This window comes from Rhodococcus sp. EPR-157 (genome assembly GCF_001647195.1).
Classification (GTDB): Bacteria; Actinomycetota; Actinomycetes; order Mycobacteriales; family Mycobacteriaceae; genus Rhodococcoides.
Genome location: NZ_LVCV01000184.1, coordinates 16,682 through 33,715, shown reverse-complemented (window position 1 = coordinate 33,715; position 17,034 = coordinate 16,682). Strand labels below are relative to the sequence as shown.

Here is a 17,034-nt window from a genome sequence, read left to right as displayed (position 1 = left end):
GGTGGTCGACGGCGCTGGCGTCGCACTCGGCGTGGACGTGATCTGCACGTCGGATTCCGAGTAGCTCTCGAACATCGGCTCGGGAGCAACCGGGGGCGCTAATACGACGTCCACCGGAGCGATGTCGGGAACCGCATCCGGACGTGCTCGATCCGCGCTGGTGGTCGCAGACACGACGCCGACCGGGGCCGCACTGTCGGCCGTCTTCGGCGCTTCGGACGTCGGATACACCATCTCCGACGTCGTGACGAGTTCGCCCGCAGGCGCAGGCTGCGACGTCATCGCCCACGCAGTGACGCCACCTAGCGCCGCCAACACGCAGGCGCCGACCGCAGCGACCGGCCATATCCCGCGATGCTCGTCCTGGCGCACGTGCACGGGTGCAACGACGGGTTCGAGGTGCCCGACCAGGAGCGCCGCGGCCACATCGGGCGTGAATTGGTCGGACAGACGGTCGTCGAACATGTCGATCACCGGTGGCGGGTCGGGTTCCACCTCGGCGAGCGCGCGGGCGACGATCTCGCGCTGCGCCGCGCTCTCGCAGACAACTACGCCGCCGAGGACCGTGAGCTGGTTCTGCAGCGCCTGTACCCGCATGAAGCCGAGGGCCGCGGACACCGCTCCGCCGATTCCTCCCGGTGCGGCGGCAACATCGACCGTGCGCGAGCAGATGGGACCGAGCTCAGGGAGGGAGATCTCCACGAGTGACGCAGTGGCCTCGTATGTACTCACGTGCACGCCAAGTGCAACACGCATGCCGCTCGCACTCCCCCCGGTTGCACGTGACCCCTTCCCGAAATCGGGCAGTAAGTCGGTTTCTCCGGCGATCAGAGTACTCGTCCGCTGGAAAATTCGTACTTTTACGAGTCGGCCGCCGTCATCGCGGCCCGTGCGGCGGCCGCCGCGTGAACCTCCTGGGCGTACAGCAACCCGAATGTGAAGCCGTTCTCGCCGGGGGTGACGCCCGCCTTCCTACCCAACTGCAGCAGCGTCGCAGCTGCCACGACGGCATCCTGATGCTCACCCAGGATCTCCTGGACGTTGGTGTAGCGCCCTATCCGTGCTTTCGCTTCCTTCTTGCCGATGACGGGCTTGACCAGTTCCGCGGCGTACCGCGCCCGCTTGCCCGCCTTGCGCGCTCGGTGCAGAGCCTCTTCCTCCGCGCTCGACGTCGCTGCGGCCACTCGCTTGCTTGCCTTCTTGCCCGCCTTACGAGCCAATGCGTCGAGATCGTCGTCGTCGAGCTTCGACGCGCCAGGAGCGAGTGGAAGGCCGCGTGCCCATTCGGCGAGTTCGTGCAGCAACGCGCGGTATCGCTCCCCGTCGATTTCGGTGGCCACGGCTGCCCGGAACCTGAGCTGCTCGGCGAGGAGATCGTTCTCGATACGCGCGGCGACCGGCCCCAGTACCAGGTAGTCGGGTAGTTCACTCAACGAGTCGGCGAACCTTGCGCGCTGCACCTGACGATCTCGGACCTCGCCGAGTAGCCCTGCATACCAGGAGAGTTCGGCGTCCAACACGGATGCGCGGCCTTCGTCGAACATGTCCCCGAACACCCTGAGTGTGCTTCGGTAACGTCGAATCGCCACCCGGGTCGGGTGGATCGGATCCATTCCACGCCGGAGATAGACGTCGCCGGCGAAGATTGCCTGGGTCTGCTCGTTCAGATAGTCCGCAACCACCCCGACCGTGCCCGTATGGACGGGTTCCGTCGAGGACCGCACAGCGCGGTGGAATTTCGACGGATGCGAACCTGGGCGTGCCCCTGCGGCCTTCAGCGTCTTGCCGACCCTCTCGAGCACCGACTCCGACCCCGCAGGGCCCAGTTCGACTTCCACCTCACGCCAGGTGTGCCCCTCGGCACCCGCCAGATCGACGGAGACGCTGTCGTCGGCGAGTTCGGCCACCACGTCACCGTCCTGATCCGCCAACACGTGCACCCGTCGCACCGAGGTCAACGTCGCAACCGGGCCCAGTGGCTTTCCCAGCGACACACCGACGAGGAGGCCGGCGAGCTCGTCCGGAACGGACGCATCCTCGCCAGATCCGAGCGGAAGCCGAATTTCGGTGCGCGCCTTGTCTGCGGGTACCTTCGCGTGCCAGCCGGTGTCGGCGTCACCTCGCCGGCGCCGCAGAGTGATCCCTCGCTGCAGAAGGTCGAGATCCTCGGTGTCGAAGTAGGTGCTCACCAGCTCCACCTCCGAAGTCTCGGCCGAGCCTCCCTTAGGGATCAGCTGTTCATCCGAAGGCAGGATGAAATCTGAGTCCACATCGAACTTGTCCTCGCGTTCGGTCTGTATCGAAACCATCCGCCAAGTCTGCCGGAAGAATATGAACGGGCGGCAGAAGACACCGATCTGACCCAGAAATTTCGGTCACCCTGGGCGCGACGGGCTCCTGGTGCGTGTCGGCGAATTCGTTGCCGTGGCGGGCTTGCTCGTCGTTGGCGGCTTGCTCGTCGTAGGGATGGCCGTCGACGGCGGGTTGCTCGTCGACGGCTGGGAATCGGCGTCCTTGGTCCGTGTCGGCTTCGTACTGGTCGTCAGGTCCGGCGACGCGGTGGTGGTGGTCGGCTCGGTTCGTCGTCGATCAGCCCTGGCACTGTCGGTCGTCAGGCCGTCCTCCGACGTGCTCTGCGGTGTGCTGCTGGGTTCGGACTCCGTCGACTCGGGTTCCTCGGTCGTCGTGGTCATGGGGAGAGATGTGGGCGACGGGGCGACCGCTGGTGCCGACGGGCTCACTTCGGCCGGTGAAGACGTGATGACGGGTGAGTAGACGATCCCTGGTGTCGGGTCGATGTCGCTGCTCGACGCTGCCGCAATCGACACCGCCACTCCTCCCGCCACCAGGGCGACCACAGCTCCGCCGAGGTACCGCGACCCTCGAATCCTGATGAGTCGACGTGAGGAGGTATCACTGTGCCGCGGGCGCGCAGCGTGGCCGGCCGTCCCGGCAGTGGTGGCCGCAACGGTGGTGGCAGCAGCGGATCGCGCGAAGTCGCGCGCCATCCCAGCGGCCCCGCGTGCGGCGAGAAGTTCGGGATCGCGAGGGACGAACACCGGCACCGACAAGCCGTCGATCAGGGATTGCCGGACGATCTGCATGTTCGCGCCGCCGCCCACCGCGAACACTGCGTCGACGCGCGGGACGTCGGCGATCATCGCGGCGGCAAGTGTGACGGCGTCGTAGACGTTCTCGCGGACGAGCTCGTCCAGTTGCGCTCGGTAGAGCACGACACCGCCCGAGGTGAACGGTCCGTGAACCTCGACGGCGGTGAGAGTCGACAACCGTTCCTTGGCCGCGCAGACCGCCTCGACGAGTAGATCGCGGGAGCTGTCGTCCAGCACCCGCCCGAGGCCGTAGTGGTCCAATAGAAAGGTGGACAACGCGGCGTCGCATCCGTCGCCGGAGAGCACCGCGCTGCGCCGGGAGGCGTACACGTGACCGGATTCGCGATCCACGATCGACACCGTCACCCCGCCCGCGCCGACATCGAACAGCGCAATGGTCTGCTCACCGGCCAGTTCGCCGGCCTCCTGGAGGGCTCCGATCTGCGCGCCCAGATCCGAGACGAGCGCCAGCCCGTCGTAGTGTTCGACGCCGTACGCCTCCGTCGGGTTCTTGTCGCGCAGCGCCAGCACGGGCGTGGCGTCCGTACCGACGGTCTCACGGGCGAAGTGATGAACGGCCCACGCCACCGACCCCCACGGGTCGGTGGAGGACTCGGGTATCTGAACTTTCGACTCGCTGCTGCGCGGCGGACGGGTAGACAGGTCCGTGGACACTGTGTGGATTCCACTCACACCAAGCGATGCGCCGAGAACGGCTGACATCGAGAAACCTCGCTCCGGTAGGCCCCAACCCACATTCGGCAAGCTGCCAGTTTAGCGCTGAAACCAGATTCTTGTCGCGGTAACGGGCCTTAAACCGACCGATGGATCAATCAGTTCACCGGAGACTGGATGAAGTTCAGGTATGCCTTCGACGGTGTGGGTCCACGCTGCCCCTGATACTTCGAGCCCACCTGCGCACTGCCGTAGGGATGCTCGGACGGGCTCGACAGCTTGAACAAGCACAGCTGTCCGATTTTCATGCCCGGCCACAGCGTGATCGGCAGATTGGCCACGTTCGACAGTTCCAACGTGATGTGACCGCTGAATCCCGGGTCGATGAAGCCTGCAGTCGAGTGCGTCAACAACCCGAGGCGGCCGAGCGAACTCTTGCCTTCCAACCGTCCGGCCAGATAGTCGGGCAGTGATGTCAGCTCGAGCGTGGATCCGAGTACGAACTCCCCCGGGTGCAGAACGAACGGTTCGCCCTCCGCGGGCTCGACGAGCGACGTCAGCTCGTCCTGCTGCTTGGACGGGTCGATGTGCGTGTAGCGAGTGTTGTTGAACACCCGAAAGAGCTTGTCGAGCCGGACATCGACGCTCGACGGTTGCACCATCGACGCGTCGAAGGGCTCGATACCCAGGTTGCCGGCGGACACTTCTGCACGGATATCGCGGTCGGAAAGCAGCACTGCGGAAGGTTAGCGCGCCGGAGCCGCCGTTGTTCCCATGGCACCACGCGTTCTGCCAAAACCGCGCATACATCTGGGAAACAGCCCACTTTGTGCGTCTCACTTTCCAGTTATGAGCCGTGATAATGATCTTGATCCATATCCAATGCCCCTGAAACAGGGCATCAGTAGAAAGATGAACCATGAATTCGACCACCGGGCTCGATCGGGGAGCCGGCGAACCTCGTCGGCGCCCCCTTCACATCACCTCGGATGCGAGCTACTACGACCCTGAGCTCCGGTGCACGGTGCTCGCGACGACGCCTGCGCAACGACCGACACTGTGGCGGGCGTTCGTCGACGGGGCGTTACGAAGCTACTCGCACTTCGGTGTGGAGAAGGCCTTGGAGTACGACCGGATAATCGACGGCTCGACGACGTCGATGTTTCTGGTCGCGCTCGACGACTCCGGCGAACCGGTCGGCGGTCTACGCGCACAGGGCCCCTACTCGAAACCGCATCAGACGCACGCCGACATCGAATGGTCCAAGTCGTGGATCGGGAGGGCCGCGCTCCGACGGATGGTGTCGGCTCGACTCGCGAACGGTGTCGTCGAGATGAAGACGGTCTGGTCCGCGGTCGACCGCACTCGACACGGCGCACCCGGGTACTTGGGCGCAATCGGTGCGTCTCTCGTGGCCGCAGCATCGGGCTGCCGGCACACACTCGCGACAAGCGCAGAGCACGCTGTGGGTCCCTATCTCGACTCGGGTGCCGTGATGGCGACCCACATCGATGCCGTCGCTTATCCGGACGATCGCTACAGAACCCGAATTCTCTGGTGGGACCAGAACACGGTTCCCCTGTTCGCCACAGCCGAGAAGCTCGCCCAGATCACCTTTGCGATCGAGTCGCTTCGGGGCCGAGAACTCGCATCGACGGAGGCCGAAGCATCGTGACACATCGCAACCAGCTGGACTGGCAGGCAAGAGTGCTCGACGAGAACGACCCTGCAGACCGTGCGGAACTGGATCGGCTTCGAGAAGACCCGGTCATCGAGTTCCTCGACCGACTCGACGAGCAGCGGGACGGGCTGTCTCGCCTGACGCCGCCGCCCCCGGCCGAACTCGTCGACGAGCCGATGCGGTGGATCCACTATCCCTGGCGCCGAACCGTTGTCGCGACGCTGGGGCCACGCAGCTTCCGGCGCCTCCGGCTCGATCGCAACCGCAACAAGATCACTGCCGAAGAACAGGACAAGTTGGCCGAGACGACGATCGGTATCGTCGGTCTCAGTGTCGGCCACGCGATCGCGTACGCATTGGCGCTCGACGGTGTCTGCGGCGCACTGCGTCTGGCCGACTTCGACGAGATCGAACTCTCGAACCTCAATCGCATACCGGCTACGCTGCTCGACCTGGGTTTGAGCAAACCCGTCGTCGCCGCCCGCCGGATCGCCGAACTCGACCCGTACCTTCCGGTCACGATCGACGACCGCGGGGTGACTGCGGAATCCGCCGACAGTTTCATCGACGGAGTCGACCTCCTCATCGAGGAATGCGATTCGCTCGACGTGAAGATCCTGGTGCGCGAACGCGCCAGAGCACTCGGCGTACCGGTCATCATGGAGACCAGCGATCGGGGTCTGCTCGATGTCGAGAGATTCGATCTCGAACCCGACCGCCCTTTGTTTCACGGCCTACTCGGAGACGTCGAGTCCGGCACTCTCGCGAATCTGTCGACGCACGACAAGGTTCCGTACGTGCTCGCTCTGCTGGAAGCCGAAGCCATCTCCGCGCGGATGGCGGCATCGATGATCGAGGTCGATCGTACGACCACGACGTGGCCGCAGTTGGGCAGCGAGGTCGGACTCGGTGGGGCCTCGGTCGCGGGCGCAGTACGTAGATTCGGCCTCGGTCACCGTCTCGATTCCGGCCGAGTGCGGATTCATATCGACGAGCATCTCGACATGCTGGCACCGCCACCCACCGGGGTCGGACCGACGGAGCAGAACGGGAGTTCGCACGCGCAACCAGAATTCGACAGTCCCCGCTCCGCGATCGTGCACGCCGCCACCCGGGCACCGTCCGGCGGGAACGTACAACCGTGGACCATCACCACAACCACTGGATCGGTCCGACTTACGATCGATCGCGACCGAACCTCGGGCCTGGACGTCGCCTATCGCGGCAGTCATGTCGCACTCGGCGCGGCGCTGTACAACGCGCGTAGTGCAGCCGCGCATCACGGAGTTCTCGGAGACGTCACCGTCGAACCTGACGGCGACACCGTGGACATCGTCGTCGAACTGGGAGCAGGCACGGATCCGGACCTGGCGAAGACATACGACGCCCTACTGTCGAGATCGACGAATCGCACCGTGGGATCCCCACGCGAGATGCGCCCGGAGGTGCTGTCGGATCTCACCACTGCAGCGCTGCCCGAGGGTGTTCGGGTAGCTCTCGTCACCGATCGGTCCTCGATCCAACAGCTCGCCGAAATAATTGCCGAATCGGATCGGATTCGCTACTTGACGAAACCGCTTCATACAGAGATGTTCTCGGAGCTCAGGTGGCCGGGGCAACCTGATCCCGACACTGGGATCGACGTCCATGCCCTCGCGCTGGATTCGACGGACCTGGTGAAACTCGACGTCTCCCGCAGGTCCGATGTGATGGAATTGCTCGGCGACTGGGACGCAGGTATCGCATTGGGGGAAGACAGCTACGACCGCGTGGTGTCCAGCTCGGCTGTCGCCGTGACGATCGTCGACGGCCACGCTGCAACCGACTTCGTGCGGGGCGGCGCCGGAACGCAACGCCTCTGGCTCGCCGCCGAGTCGCACGGACTGGCAGTGCATCCGTCGTCGCCAGTGTTTCTGTACGCGACGAGCCAGTCCGAGTTCGAGCAGCTGTCTCCGCGCCACGCCGCTGCACTCGCGGACCTTCGCCACCAGTTTGCCCGGATAGTCGGAATCGACGTCGACGAATCCATCGCATTGGTACTACGCCTGTCGCACACCGACGGTGCAGCATTGCGAAGCAGACGTCGCACAGAGGTATAGACGGCCTCCGAGCAGGTACAGTCGATTTTCGGGTCAGGTAGGGGGTCGAGTCGATGGGGGAAAACATGCGTCGAACTCGTAGTCTCGATCGTCTGGTCACCGACGTTGCATCGGACCTCATGGGGGTCGATGCAGCGTCGGTGTTGCTCGCGTACACCCGTGTACTCCGCTCTCTGGTGGAGTATTTCGGGGTCGATGCCGGCTATCTTCGACATACCGACCACGAGAATCGGTCGACGACGATGGTTGCCGAATGGCCGGCCCGACCGGATGCACCGGACCCCGATCCGCTCGGTGTCATCTACTTCGCGGATGCCGATCCTGTCTTCGCGGCATGCGAGCACCTCGTTCAACCGAGAGTGTTCAACCCGTCGATGTCGGAGGAGTCGTATCGCCGACGCGTGGAGGCTGCATCCGGGTACTCCGTCACTTCCATGGCGGTGGTCCCGCTCGTCCACGAGCGATCCATCGGTTGGGTCGGATTGATCAAGGGCGGTGACCGTGCCTGGTCCGAGGAGGAGACCAATGCTCTGGTGGCGATCGCATCGATGTTCACCCAGGTTCATGCCCGGATTGTCGCCGAGGAACTGCTTTTCGAGGCGGCGCAACACGATGCACTGACCGGTCTTTCCAATCGTCGAGGGGTGACGGAGGACCTGGAACGTCGGCTCGGGGCGGGGTCGGAGGGCAGTCCGGTCGCAGTGTTGTTTCTCGATCTCGACAGATTGAAAGCCCTCAACGATTTCTACGGCCACACCGCCGGCGACGCGTATCTCCTCGCGCTCGCCGACACGTTGCGTGAAGCGCTCGACGACGACGCCACGATCGCACGCTGGGGTGGAGACGAATTCGTGATCGTCATGCAGCCTTCTGCAATCGAGGGGAAGTCGACGTCGCCGTACGACGTCGCGCTGCGGATACTCGACGCCGTCGCCACCACCCGCGTCAGCATCGCCGGGGATGCCATCACTCGCACCGCGAGCATCGGCGTGACGACTGCCTATCCGGGAGTGGACAGCGTCGACGAGGTGATTGCCAACGCCGACCAAGCGGCTCTCGTCGCTAAACGAACCGGCGGAAATCATGTGGCGCTGTTCGATTCGGCGATTCGAGCTCACAACGCGTTGCGCAACGACGTCGAACTGCATCTCCTTGCCGCCATACAGGGCGGCGACCTGGTGCTGCACTTTCAACCGGAAGTGAACCTCGAGGACGGCACGATCACGGCCGTCGAGGCGTTGGTGCGATGGCAGCACCCGACGCGGGGCCTGTTGCCACCGGCCGACTTCATCGACATCGCCGAGACCTCCGACCTGGCAACCGCGCTCGGTGCCTGGGTTCTGCACGACGCCATCCGCTGCTACCGCGAGTGGGTCCACCACCTCCCCGAGCTCGATATCATGTTGCGTGTCAACGTTTCCCCGGCGCAGCTCCTGGCAACCGAGTTCGTCGACATCGTCAGCCAGGAACTCGCCAGCGGGCTGGTCCCACACGGCAACCTGTGCTTGGAGATAACCGAGAACGCCGTCGTTCAAGACACCGGCCAGGCAGCAAAGGTTCTGAGCATGCTCCGAGAATTGGGGGTACGTATCGCGATCGACGACTTCGGTACTGGATTCAGCTCATTGGCGCACCTGAAGATGCTTCCGGTCGATGCGCTGAAGATCGATCGCGAATTCGTCCAACACCTCGACTCGAACCCCGGCGACCAAGCCATCGTTCGCGCGATCGCAAGTCTTGCGGACGCGTTCGGACTCGACCTGATCGCCGAGGGACTCGAGACCGAAGCAGCTCAGACCTCATTGTTGGCCGTCGGCTGCACACGGGCTCAAGGCTATCTGTTCTCCAAGCCCGTCCCAGCGGATTCGATGCAGACAATGCTTGCCGGACGAACACTGCCGTCGGCGTCGGCCGAGTAGAGTCTCGATTCGACTCGCGCGACCTTCAGGCAGGAGACCACGCTGAACCAACGCCGAAGGTTGGACACTGTCGTCACGAACGCGGCCACTCTCCTCATGAGTGCCGATGCTTCGAACGCCGCTGCGGTGTACGTCGCTGTTCTCCGCGATCTCGTCAACAGCTTCGAACTCGACATCGCGTTTCTGCGCCACAACGACTTCGAGAATCGAACGACGGTGCTGATCGCGGAGTGGCCGCCGCGCTCGAACGTGGCAGACCCCGACCCACTGCACACCGTCCCGTTCGACGGTGCCGACCCGATATTCGCCGCGGCCGAATCACTCGACAGCATCCTGACGGTGCGCGTCGACGGCGGTGTCGCCGACTATCGCGCCCGAGTGGAGTCGGCGTCAGGTTTCGTGCCGCAGTCGCTGATCGCTGTCCCGTTGATCGCGAACACCATCACCGTCGGAGTACTGGGCTTCGGCAAACTCGCCGGCCGCGACTGGTCCGAAGACGAATTCAACGCCTTGCGCGCAATCGCCGCATTGACGACCCAGGTACACACGCGGGTAGCGGCCGAGGATCGATTTCGGTACTCCGCCACACACGACGAGCAGACCGGACTGCTCAACCGTCGAGCGTTGCTCGACTATCTGCGTGTCAGACTCGTCGATCACACATCCGGACCGGTCGCGATCCTGTTTCTCGACCTCGGACGACTCGAGGCGATGAACGACTTCCTCGGCCACCTGGCAGGTGACGAATACATCGCCGCTGCCGCACGCGTGCTGACCCGAGACGTGGGGTCGACCACATTGATCGCGCGGCTCGGCGGCGACGAGTTCGTGCTGGTTCTTCACGGCCCGAGCAACGCACACCATGCGCATCTCACCGCACGGACAGCACTCGACTCGATCGCCCTGCTCGACGCGCCCGGACTCGACAGGTCACGGCGAGCCACCGTCGGGATCTCGATCGCCCACCCCGGGCGTGTCTCTGCGGACGACGCGCTCCAACGGGCCGACCAAGCTGCACTGATGGCAAAGGTCAACGGCGACAACGATGTCGTGCAGTTCACCGATTCGGTACAACGGCAGAGCGTACTTCGCAGCGATATCGAAGTTCATCTCCGAACCGCCATCGGAAACGACTCCCTCGTCTTGTACTTCCAGCCTGAGATCGATTTGATCACCAAACGCATCACAGCCGTCGAAGCCCTGGTGCGGTGGCAGCACCCCCACCGCGGTCTGCTTCCACCGGCTGCCTTCATTCCGGTTGCCGAGGCGACCAATCTGGCGAGCGAGCTGGGCAGCTGGGTGTTGGAGCGGTCGCTTCGGACGCTCGGTGAATGGGCCACCTCACTACCTGGTCTGGACATTTCCATGCGAGTCAATGTCTCCCCCTCTCAACTGGTCGGAGCCGGTTTCGTCGACGAGGTCGAGACGATGTTGCGCCGTCACTCGATCGAGGGTTCTTCACTGTGGCTCGAGATCACCGAGGTCGCCGTGGTACGCGATATCGATTACACCCGGCGGACCCTCGCCGGACTCCGGAGACTCGGCGTGCGCATCGCGATCGACGACTTCGGGACCGGGTTCAGCTCACTCTCACATCTGAAAGCACTCCCGGTCGATGCATTGAAGATCGATCGAGCGTTCGTGACCGATCTGGGGTCCGCCGGCGGCGGCGATCTTGCCATCGTCGACTCCGTTATCGGACTGGCAGCATCCTTCGGACTCGACGTGATCGCAGAAGGTGTGGAGACCCTGGACGTCGCAAACACCCTGATCGACCGCGGATGCACCCGCGCCCAGGGCTATCTCATGTCCCGGCCGGTCTCGGCCGTCGATACCCTCGCGCTGCTCCGCGTCGGAACCATCGAGATCTGAGCACCTGCTAGAGTGGTCCGGCGCGGGCCTCCTGGGCCCGCCGCGCCGGTGTAGTTCATTGGTAGAATGCGACCTTCCCAAGGTTGAGAGGCGGGTTCGATTCCCGTCACCGGCTCTCCCTCGGCTCCTTCCCTACCTTCGGCCAAAACAGACCGAAACATGGTCCAGGCTCCGAAAACTGGAGATAGTGACCGTAAATATCTGGGCGTTTCCCAGGACGAGATGAAGAATTATTCGAATTTCCAGTCGAGATCAAAAGCGCCTCTATTTTCGTGCTAGAAACCTCGTTATGAATTTGTTTCCCCCGACAAATTGACATGACAGGAAAAAGCGATGAAATTGATGCCACTTCTGATGGTCCCCCTAATCTGGACTCCGTGGGGCCCACCCGCTTTTCCGCCCCAAGCGCCGACGACGCCGCCTGCTACGACGACGCCTGCACCTACAACGACGACGGCGCCTCCCACGACGACGACGCCACCCAGCACGACGACCCAACCGTCGAACCCCGGGCAGGTGACGCTCCTATGGGAGGACCAGTTCAACTCGAACGGCGCAGTCGATCCCAGCAAGTGGGGGTTCCAAACCGGAAGGTGGGGAGCAAGTTCGGGCGAGCAGCAGTACTACACCAACTCGACGAACAACGCGAATGTCGCCGGTGGATCACTCAACATCACCGCCCGCAGGGAGAACCCGCCGGACGGTAAGGCATCGCCCAACAACTTCACCAGCGCTCGGGTGGTCAGCTTCGGAAAGCAATCGATCACCCCGCCGGTACGACTCGAAGCCTCCATAAAGATGCCCCGTGCGGCAGGCCTGCTACCGGCATTCTGGTTGTTGGGCTTGGAACCAGGAAACGAGTACAACTGGCCACGGCAAGGCGAAATAGATGTTATCGAAATACCGGGCACGAACGGTCCGTCCTTCAATATGCACGGCCCGGCCAAGAACAACTCGAGCACGGACATCAAGACCGGCGGAAGTATGAATCCACTCTCGGACGGATTCCACACTTACCGTGTCGATTGGTATCCGGACCGCATCGCCTGGTTCGTCGACGGGGTACAGGGATTTGCGGTGACCAAAGCACAATACGAAGCGATGGGCGGCAACTGGACGCCATTCTCGGGAGCCTGGCCGCACTACGTGCTCTTCAACGTGGCGGTGGGTAACGACTGGGTAGGCAAAGCACCCGCTTCGACGACTTTCCCCCAGACCATGAGTGTCGACTGGGTCAAAGCGAGCCGCATCTCCTAGGACCGCCTCGGACGCCTCCGGTCCTTCCCCGACGCCGAGCTCGTGCGGCCGCTGCAGTCGCCGTTGCTCGGCGTCACGGGAAAGTTGTGTGAAATAACAGACGAACCCGGCGTTCACTGTTACATGCCACAGCATTCCGGCATAGAGTTCGTGGCGTGAGCTTCCGAATCCCGGTGACACTGTGTGGAGTGTGCGCACTCCTGGTGTTCGGGGGCGCAGTGGCGACGGCTACGCCCGTGATCCCGGACGTTCCAGGCCCCGCGCAGAACAACCACGCCGATGCCATCCGATACGCGGCGGACAAACCCGCTGCTGCACCACCCGGCATGAACCAAGCCGGGTGCACTCCGTCGCGCCATCACCCCGACCCGGTGATCCTCGTTCACGGCACCGATTCGACGGCCTATTCGGACTGGGCGGGACTGGCACCTGTACTGGCTGCCGCCGGCTACTGCACCTACGCACTGAACTACGGCGAATCACCCGATGGTTCCACATATGGGTACAGCGACATACGCGACAGCGCAGCCGAGCTCGAGCTGTTCACCGAGGGCGTGTTGGCGTCGACCGGTGCTGCTGCAGTCGATCTGATCGGTTACTCGCAGGGCGCCGCAGTCACCCGCTACTACACCAACCGGCTGGGCGGGGCAGACGCGGTGAACAAGTGGATCGGTATCGCGTCGCCGACGTACGGTGGAACTGCGTACGGCGTATCTCCTGCGCTGCAGGCAGTTCCGAGTGCCACCCGGCTGGTCTCCGCCGAGTTCGGGCCCGCCCTGGTCCAGTTGATGCAGGGATCGGATTTCCTCACCGAATTGAACTCGGGCGGTGACACCGTCCCCGGCGTCGACTACACCAGTATCGCCACCGAGGTCGACGAGGTGATCCAGCCGTACACCAATGCCCTGCTGCGAGATTCGGGAGCACGGAACATCGTGGTGCAGGACTTGTGCCCGGAAACCAAGGTCGCGCACTTCGCGTTCACCTACGATCCGACCACGATCGCACTGGTGCTGGCAGCCCTCGACCCCTCCGCGGCGATCGACCCGCCGTGCGATGCCGTTCCCCTGGGCTCTGGGATCCTCGACGTGGTCATCGCCAGCAACTGATGCGGCTTCGCCCGTTCTAGGACGTACTGACCTCACTGTCCAGTTTGAGCACTCGCTGCCCATCCGCTTGTTCGATGAGGTACGCGGGCGTCTCCTTGCTTCCGTTGCGCGTGATCTCGCTGCCCGAGATCGTCCGGGTCACCTTGTCGGTGTGCACCTCGACGATTTTTCCTTCGCCGGTGCCCTGGCCCCAGTTCCACTGAACCGTCGTGCCTTTTCTGTGCGTCATGTCGCCGGAACTACCCCGCCGGAGCACAATTGATACGCGCACAGGCCTACATACAGTTCGGCCGCATGAACCGGGTTCAGGAAATCCCGACCGGTCAGCTCGCCGATCCGGCGCAACCGATACAGCACGGTGTTGCGGTGATAGTGCAAACCGTGGGCAGCCTCCGTGGTGGATCCTCTGGCCCGGAACCACGCGTCCAGCGTGCTCAGCAGGCTCGCACGCTCATCCTCGGGCAGATCGAGCAGCGCGCCCAGTATCTGCTGCGCCGCGGTTCGACCTGCCTCGGGACGACCGGCGAGTAGGAGCGGCACCGGGACCGCGTCGTACCGCGTCGGCGCGACGTCATCGACGGGAGCACACTTCCTGGCGAGACGTGCCTGGTCGACGGCCTTCGGAATTCCTGCCGACGAGAAGAACACAGCACTGATCCCGACGTTTCCGCCTCCGACGGCAATACCGTCGAGCGCGGTCTCCAGCAGCACGTCGGACTGGGTGAACAGCAACCCGACCACCCCGTCGACGGCGCTGTCCCACACTGCTTCGACTGCGGGTGTCGTGACATCGGAACATCGAGTATCGGCGGAGACTACGACGAAACAGCCGCGATCAGGGATTCGGAAGGTCCGCAGCGCGTCGGCCACCGATGCCGGATTCGCGACGTGGTCGGCGAACAGAGCGCGGACCAACCGCGTGCGCTCGTCGGCGTCCTGCTCGGCCCTGGCGTCGACGGTGACACGATAGGCCTCGGCCGCTGCATCCGAACACACGTCGACCAGCGCCCACACCTGCGCTGCCATGCCGAGCAGCGTCCTCGGTGCGTCGGTATCGGATCGCGCCATGAGTTCTTCCCAGATGAGGCGGCCGCCCAAACGGAACGCGTGCAGGAGCGCCGCAAGAGGTACACCCTGCTCTGCTTTCAACCGACCCGCGGCCTTCGCCGACTCCAAGTTCAGAGGACGGACACCTGCCAGATCCTCGACCAAGTCGGTGATATTGGCCAGACATGCCTCGCGCAGCTGCGTTGGACTGAGAAACGTCGATTCGGCGTACGCGTTCTCGGCTGCCATGATGCGGCGAACCAACTCATCGGCAAGTTCCGGGGCGACCGCCATCAAGGGTGCGGCAAGCTCGGTGGAGTCGGGAGCGCTGAGCGTGACGGTTTCCGGCATCCGCCGACAATAGCGGGACCGATGTAACCGACGCCACATTCGCTTTGTGCGGCGGCACAATCTCACGGTTGCGTTGCACAGCGTCGGCCTATGGCGCAGACCACACGAAAAGACGACAATAACAGGCACGACCGCTGACCCGACCGAGAGAAGAGCAAGCCGAGTGACCGAACTCAACGCGCCCCACCCACCCGTTGCGGACAACTCCGACACCGAGGTCCGCGCTCGCGTCGACACTGCACTCGCCGAGCTACGAGCAGGTGAGCAGACGTGGGGATCGCTCTCGCTCTCGCAGCGTCGCCGGCTGATCGAGCGCGTCCGTGACCTCACCGTCCAGCACGCGCAAGAGTGGGTCGCGGCGGCGGCGGCGATCAAAGGCCTGGAGTCCACCTCACCGCTCATCGGCGAAGAATGGATGTCCGGCCCGTACGCGTTCACCGGAGGAACCGCCACGATCGCCCGAACACTGGGCGATCTCGAGCGAGGAAAAGGACCGCTCGAGGACGCGACATTCGGAACCGCACCCGGTGGCCGCACCACGGTTCAGGTACTTCCCCACGGTGTATTCGACCAACTACTGCTCAGCGGTTTCAGCGCACAGGTGTGGCTGAAGCCGGGAATCGACGCGGCAACCGCACAGCGCACCGCCGGTCTCGCGCAATTGACACCCGAACACACCAACGGCGTCGGCGTCGTTCTCGGCGCGGGAAACATCATGTCGATAGCGCCTCTCGACACCTTGTACGAGTTGATCGCCAACAATCGCGTCGTGGCGCTCAAGCTGAACCCGATCACCGATCCGATGCTGCCGGTGTTCACGAAGATCCTTGCGCCGCTGATCGAGGTCGGTGCCGTGCGCATTCTGACCGGCGGCGCCGAAGTCGGTGGCTATCTCGTCGGACACGACCTCGTCGACCACGTTCACATGACCGGAAGCTCGATCACCCACGACGCCATCGTGTTCGGTCCTGGCGAGTCGGGTGCCGCCCGCAAGGCTGCCGGGGACCCGCTTCTGACGAAGCCCATCACCAGCGAACTGGGCGGAGTGTCTCCGACCATCGTCCTTCCCGGCGAGTGGAGTAGCGCCGACATTCGCTTTCAGGCGGAACACGTTGCGACGCAGCGCCTTCACAACGGCGGGTACAACTGCGTCGCCTCACAGGTGATCGTGCTGTCGTCGGGATGGGCACAGCGCGACGAGTTCCTCGCGGCAGTACGCGACGCACTGGCCGCCGCGCCGCAGAGACGCCCCTACTACCCAGGCAGCGACGGGCGCGTCGAATCGGCCGTCGAGAGTTACCCCCATGCCCGACGCCTTCCGGGTGGGCGGGTGCTGATCGACGATCTGAACCCGGGAGACGAAGCCACCCTGCTGAACACCGAGTACTTCGCTCCGGTTCTCGGCGTCGTCGAACTTCCTTACGAGGGCGAGCAATTCTTCGCCAAGGCGGTCGAGACCGTCAACGAGAAGTTCGTCGGCACCCTCGGCGTCAACGTCCTCGCGCACCCGAAGACGATCGAAAGCTACGGCCGGCGGTTCGACGAGTTGTTGGCCGAGCTGCGGTACGGCGCGATCGCCGTCAATGCCTGGACCGCCTTGGCATTCCTGTCCGCTGCCGCGACGTGGGGCGCTTTTCCCGGTCATACCCTGGCCGACGTCCAGAGCGGCATCGGCATCGTGCACAACGCACTGCTCATCGACGGCTCCGAGCGCACGGTGGTGCGCGGCCCGTTCCGACCGTCGCCTCGATCACTGGTCAACAGAGAGTGGGCGATCTCGCCGAAACCGCCGTGGTTCGTCAACAACCGCACAGCGGCGACGACCGGGCGTCTGCTGACTGCATTTGCCGGCAAGCCGTCCTGGGCGAAGTTGCCCGCCATTTTCGCTTCTGCGCTGCGCGGATAGGGGTCTTT

13 protein-coding genes and 1 tRNA gene are annotated in these 17,034 nt (G+C 64.0%); 8 read left to right on the top strand and 6 right to left on the bottom strand.

The genetic code is table 11. The features are described from left to right. From A2J03_RS08375 to dcd, 4 genes are all read right to left on the bottom strand, one after another. Nucleotides 1-756: hypothetical protein (locus A2J03_RS08375; RefSeq protein ID WP_068372032.1), on the bottom strand; the 756-nt coding region annotated here is incomplete at its 3' end. Nucleotides 757-860: 104 nt separating this feature from the next. Continuing rightward, on the bottom strand, nt 861-2,309 hold the full coding sequence (locus tag A2J03_RS08370) for a CYTH and CHAD domain-containing protein (RefSeq protein WP_068372029.1): 1,449 nt from the start codon (nt 2,307-2,309) through the stop codon (nt 861-863). A 66-nt stretch (nt 2,310-2,375) separates the two neighbouring features. After that, a complete protein-coding gene (locus A2J03_RS30425; protein ID WP_068372026.1) occupies nt 2,376-3,833 on the bottom strand; it encodes an Hsp70 family protein in 1,458 nt (485 codons plus the stop codon). Between the two features lie 110 nt (nt 3,834-3,943). Continuing rightward, nucleotides 3,944-4,522 (bottom strand): dCTP deaminase, encoded by a 579-nt coding sequence (gene dcd / locus A2J03_RS08360; RefSeq protein WP_068372023.1) that lies wholly within the window; start codon nt 4,520-4,522, stop codon nt 3,944-3,946. Between the two features lie 182 nt (nt 4,523-4,704). Between dcd and A2J03_RS31555 the strand changes: the two genes are divergently transcribed. The 7 genes from A2J03_RS31555 (at nt 4,705) to A2J03_RS08325 (ending at nt 13,722) form a co-directional block, all read left to right on the top strand. Next, nucleotides 4,705-5,460 carry a hypothetical protein gene (locus tag A2J03_RS31555; RefSeq protein ID WP_068372020.1) on the top strand — a complete coding sequence of 252 codons (756 nt, stop codon included), beginning with the start codon at nt 4,705-4,707 and terminating at the stop codon, nt 5,458-5,460. Continuing rightward, entirely contained in the window at nt 5,457-7,565 is a 2,109-nt protein-coding gene (locus tag A2J03_RS08350; protein WP_068372017.1) for an Rv1355c family protein, read from the top strand. Before A2J03_RS31555 ends, A2J03_RS08350 begins: the two co-directional genes overlap by 4 nt. 65 nt (nt 7,566-7,630) lie before the next feature. After that, nucleotides 7,631-9,484 (top strand): putative bifunctional diguanylate cyclase/phosphodiesterase, encoded by a 1,854-nt coding sequence (locus tag A2J03_RS08345; protein ID WP_231912429.1) that lies wholly within the window; start codon nt 7,631-7,633, stop codon nt 9,482-9,484. 96 nt (nt 9,485-9,580) lie between these two features. Further along, on the top strand, nt 9,581-11,356 hold the full coding sequence (locus tag A2J03_RS08340; RefSeq protein ID WP_068372043.1) for a putative bifunctional diguanylate cyclase/phosphodiesterase: 1,776 nt from the start codon (nt 9,581-9,583) through the stop codon (nt 11,354-11,356). A 44-nt stretch (nt 11,357-11,400) separates the two neighbouring features. Beyond that, nucleotides 11,401-11,471 (top strand) — tRNA-Gly (locus A2J03_RS08335). Nucleotides 11,472-11,872: 401 nt separating this feature from the next. Then, a complete protein-coding gene (locus A2J03_RS08330) occupies nt 11,873-12,613 on the top strand; it encodes a glycoside hydrolase family 16 protein (protein ID WP_068372011.1) in 741 nt (246 codons plus the stop codon). Nucleotides 12,614-12,768: 155 nt separating this feature from the next. Continuing rightward, on the top strand, nt 12,769-13,722 hold the full coding sequence (locus tag A2J03_RS08325) for an esterase/lipase family protein (protein ID WP_068372008.1): 954 nt from the start codon (nt 12,769-12,771) through the stop codon (nt 13,720-13,722). Between the two features lie 16 nt (nt 13,723-13,738). On the opposite strand, the gene A2J03_RS08320 is transcribed toward A2J03_RS08325, so the two are convergent. Together A2J03_RS08320 and A2J03_RS08315 are read right to left on the bottom strand one after the other, a co-directional pair. Continuing rightward, entirely contained in the window at nt 13,739-13,951 is a 213-nt protein-coding gene (locus tag A2J03_RS08320; protein ID WP_068372005.1) for a DUF2945 domain-containing protein, read from the bottom strand. Further along, a complete protein-coding gene (locus A2J03_RS08315; RefSeq protein ID WP_068372001.1) occupies nt 13,948-15,120 on the bottom strand; it encodes a PucR family transcriptional regulator in 1,173 nt (390 codons plus the stop codon). Before A2J03_RS08315 ends, A2J03_RS08320 begins: the two co-directional genes overlap by 4 nt. 163 nt (nt 15,121-15,283) lie before the next feature. On the opposite strand from A2J03_RS08315, the gene A2J03_RS08310 reads away from it, so the two are divergent. After that, complete coding sequence (locus A2J03_RS08310; RefSeq protein ID WP_068371998.1) at nt 15,284-17,026, top strand: aldehyde dehydrogenase family protein; 1,743 nt, start codon at nt 15,284-15,286, stop codon at nt 17,024-17,026. The last annotated feature ends 8 nt before the right edge of the window (nt 17,027-17,034 follow it).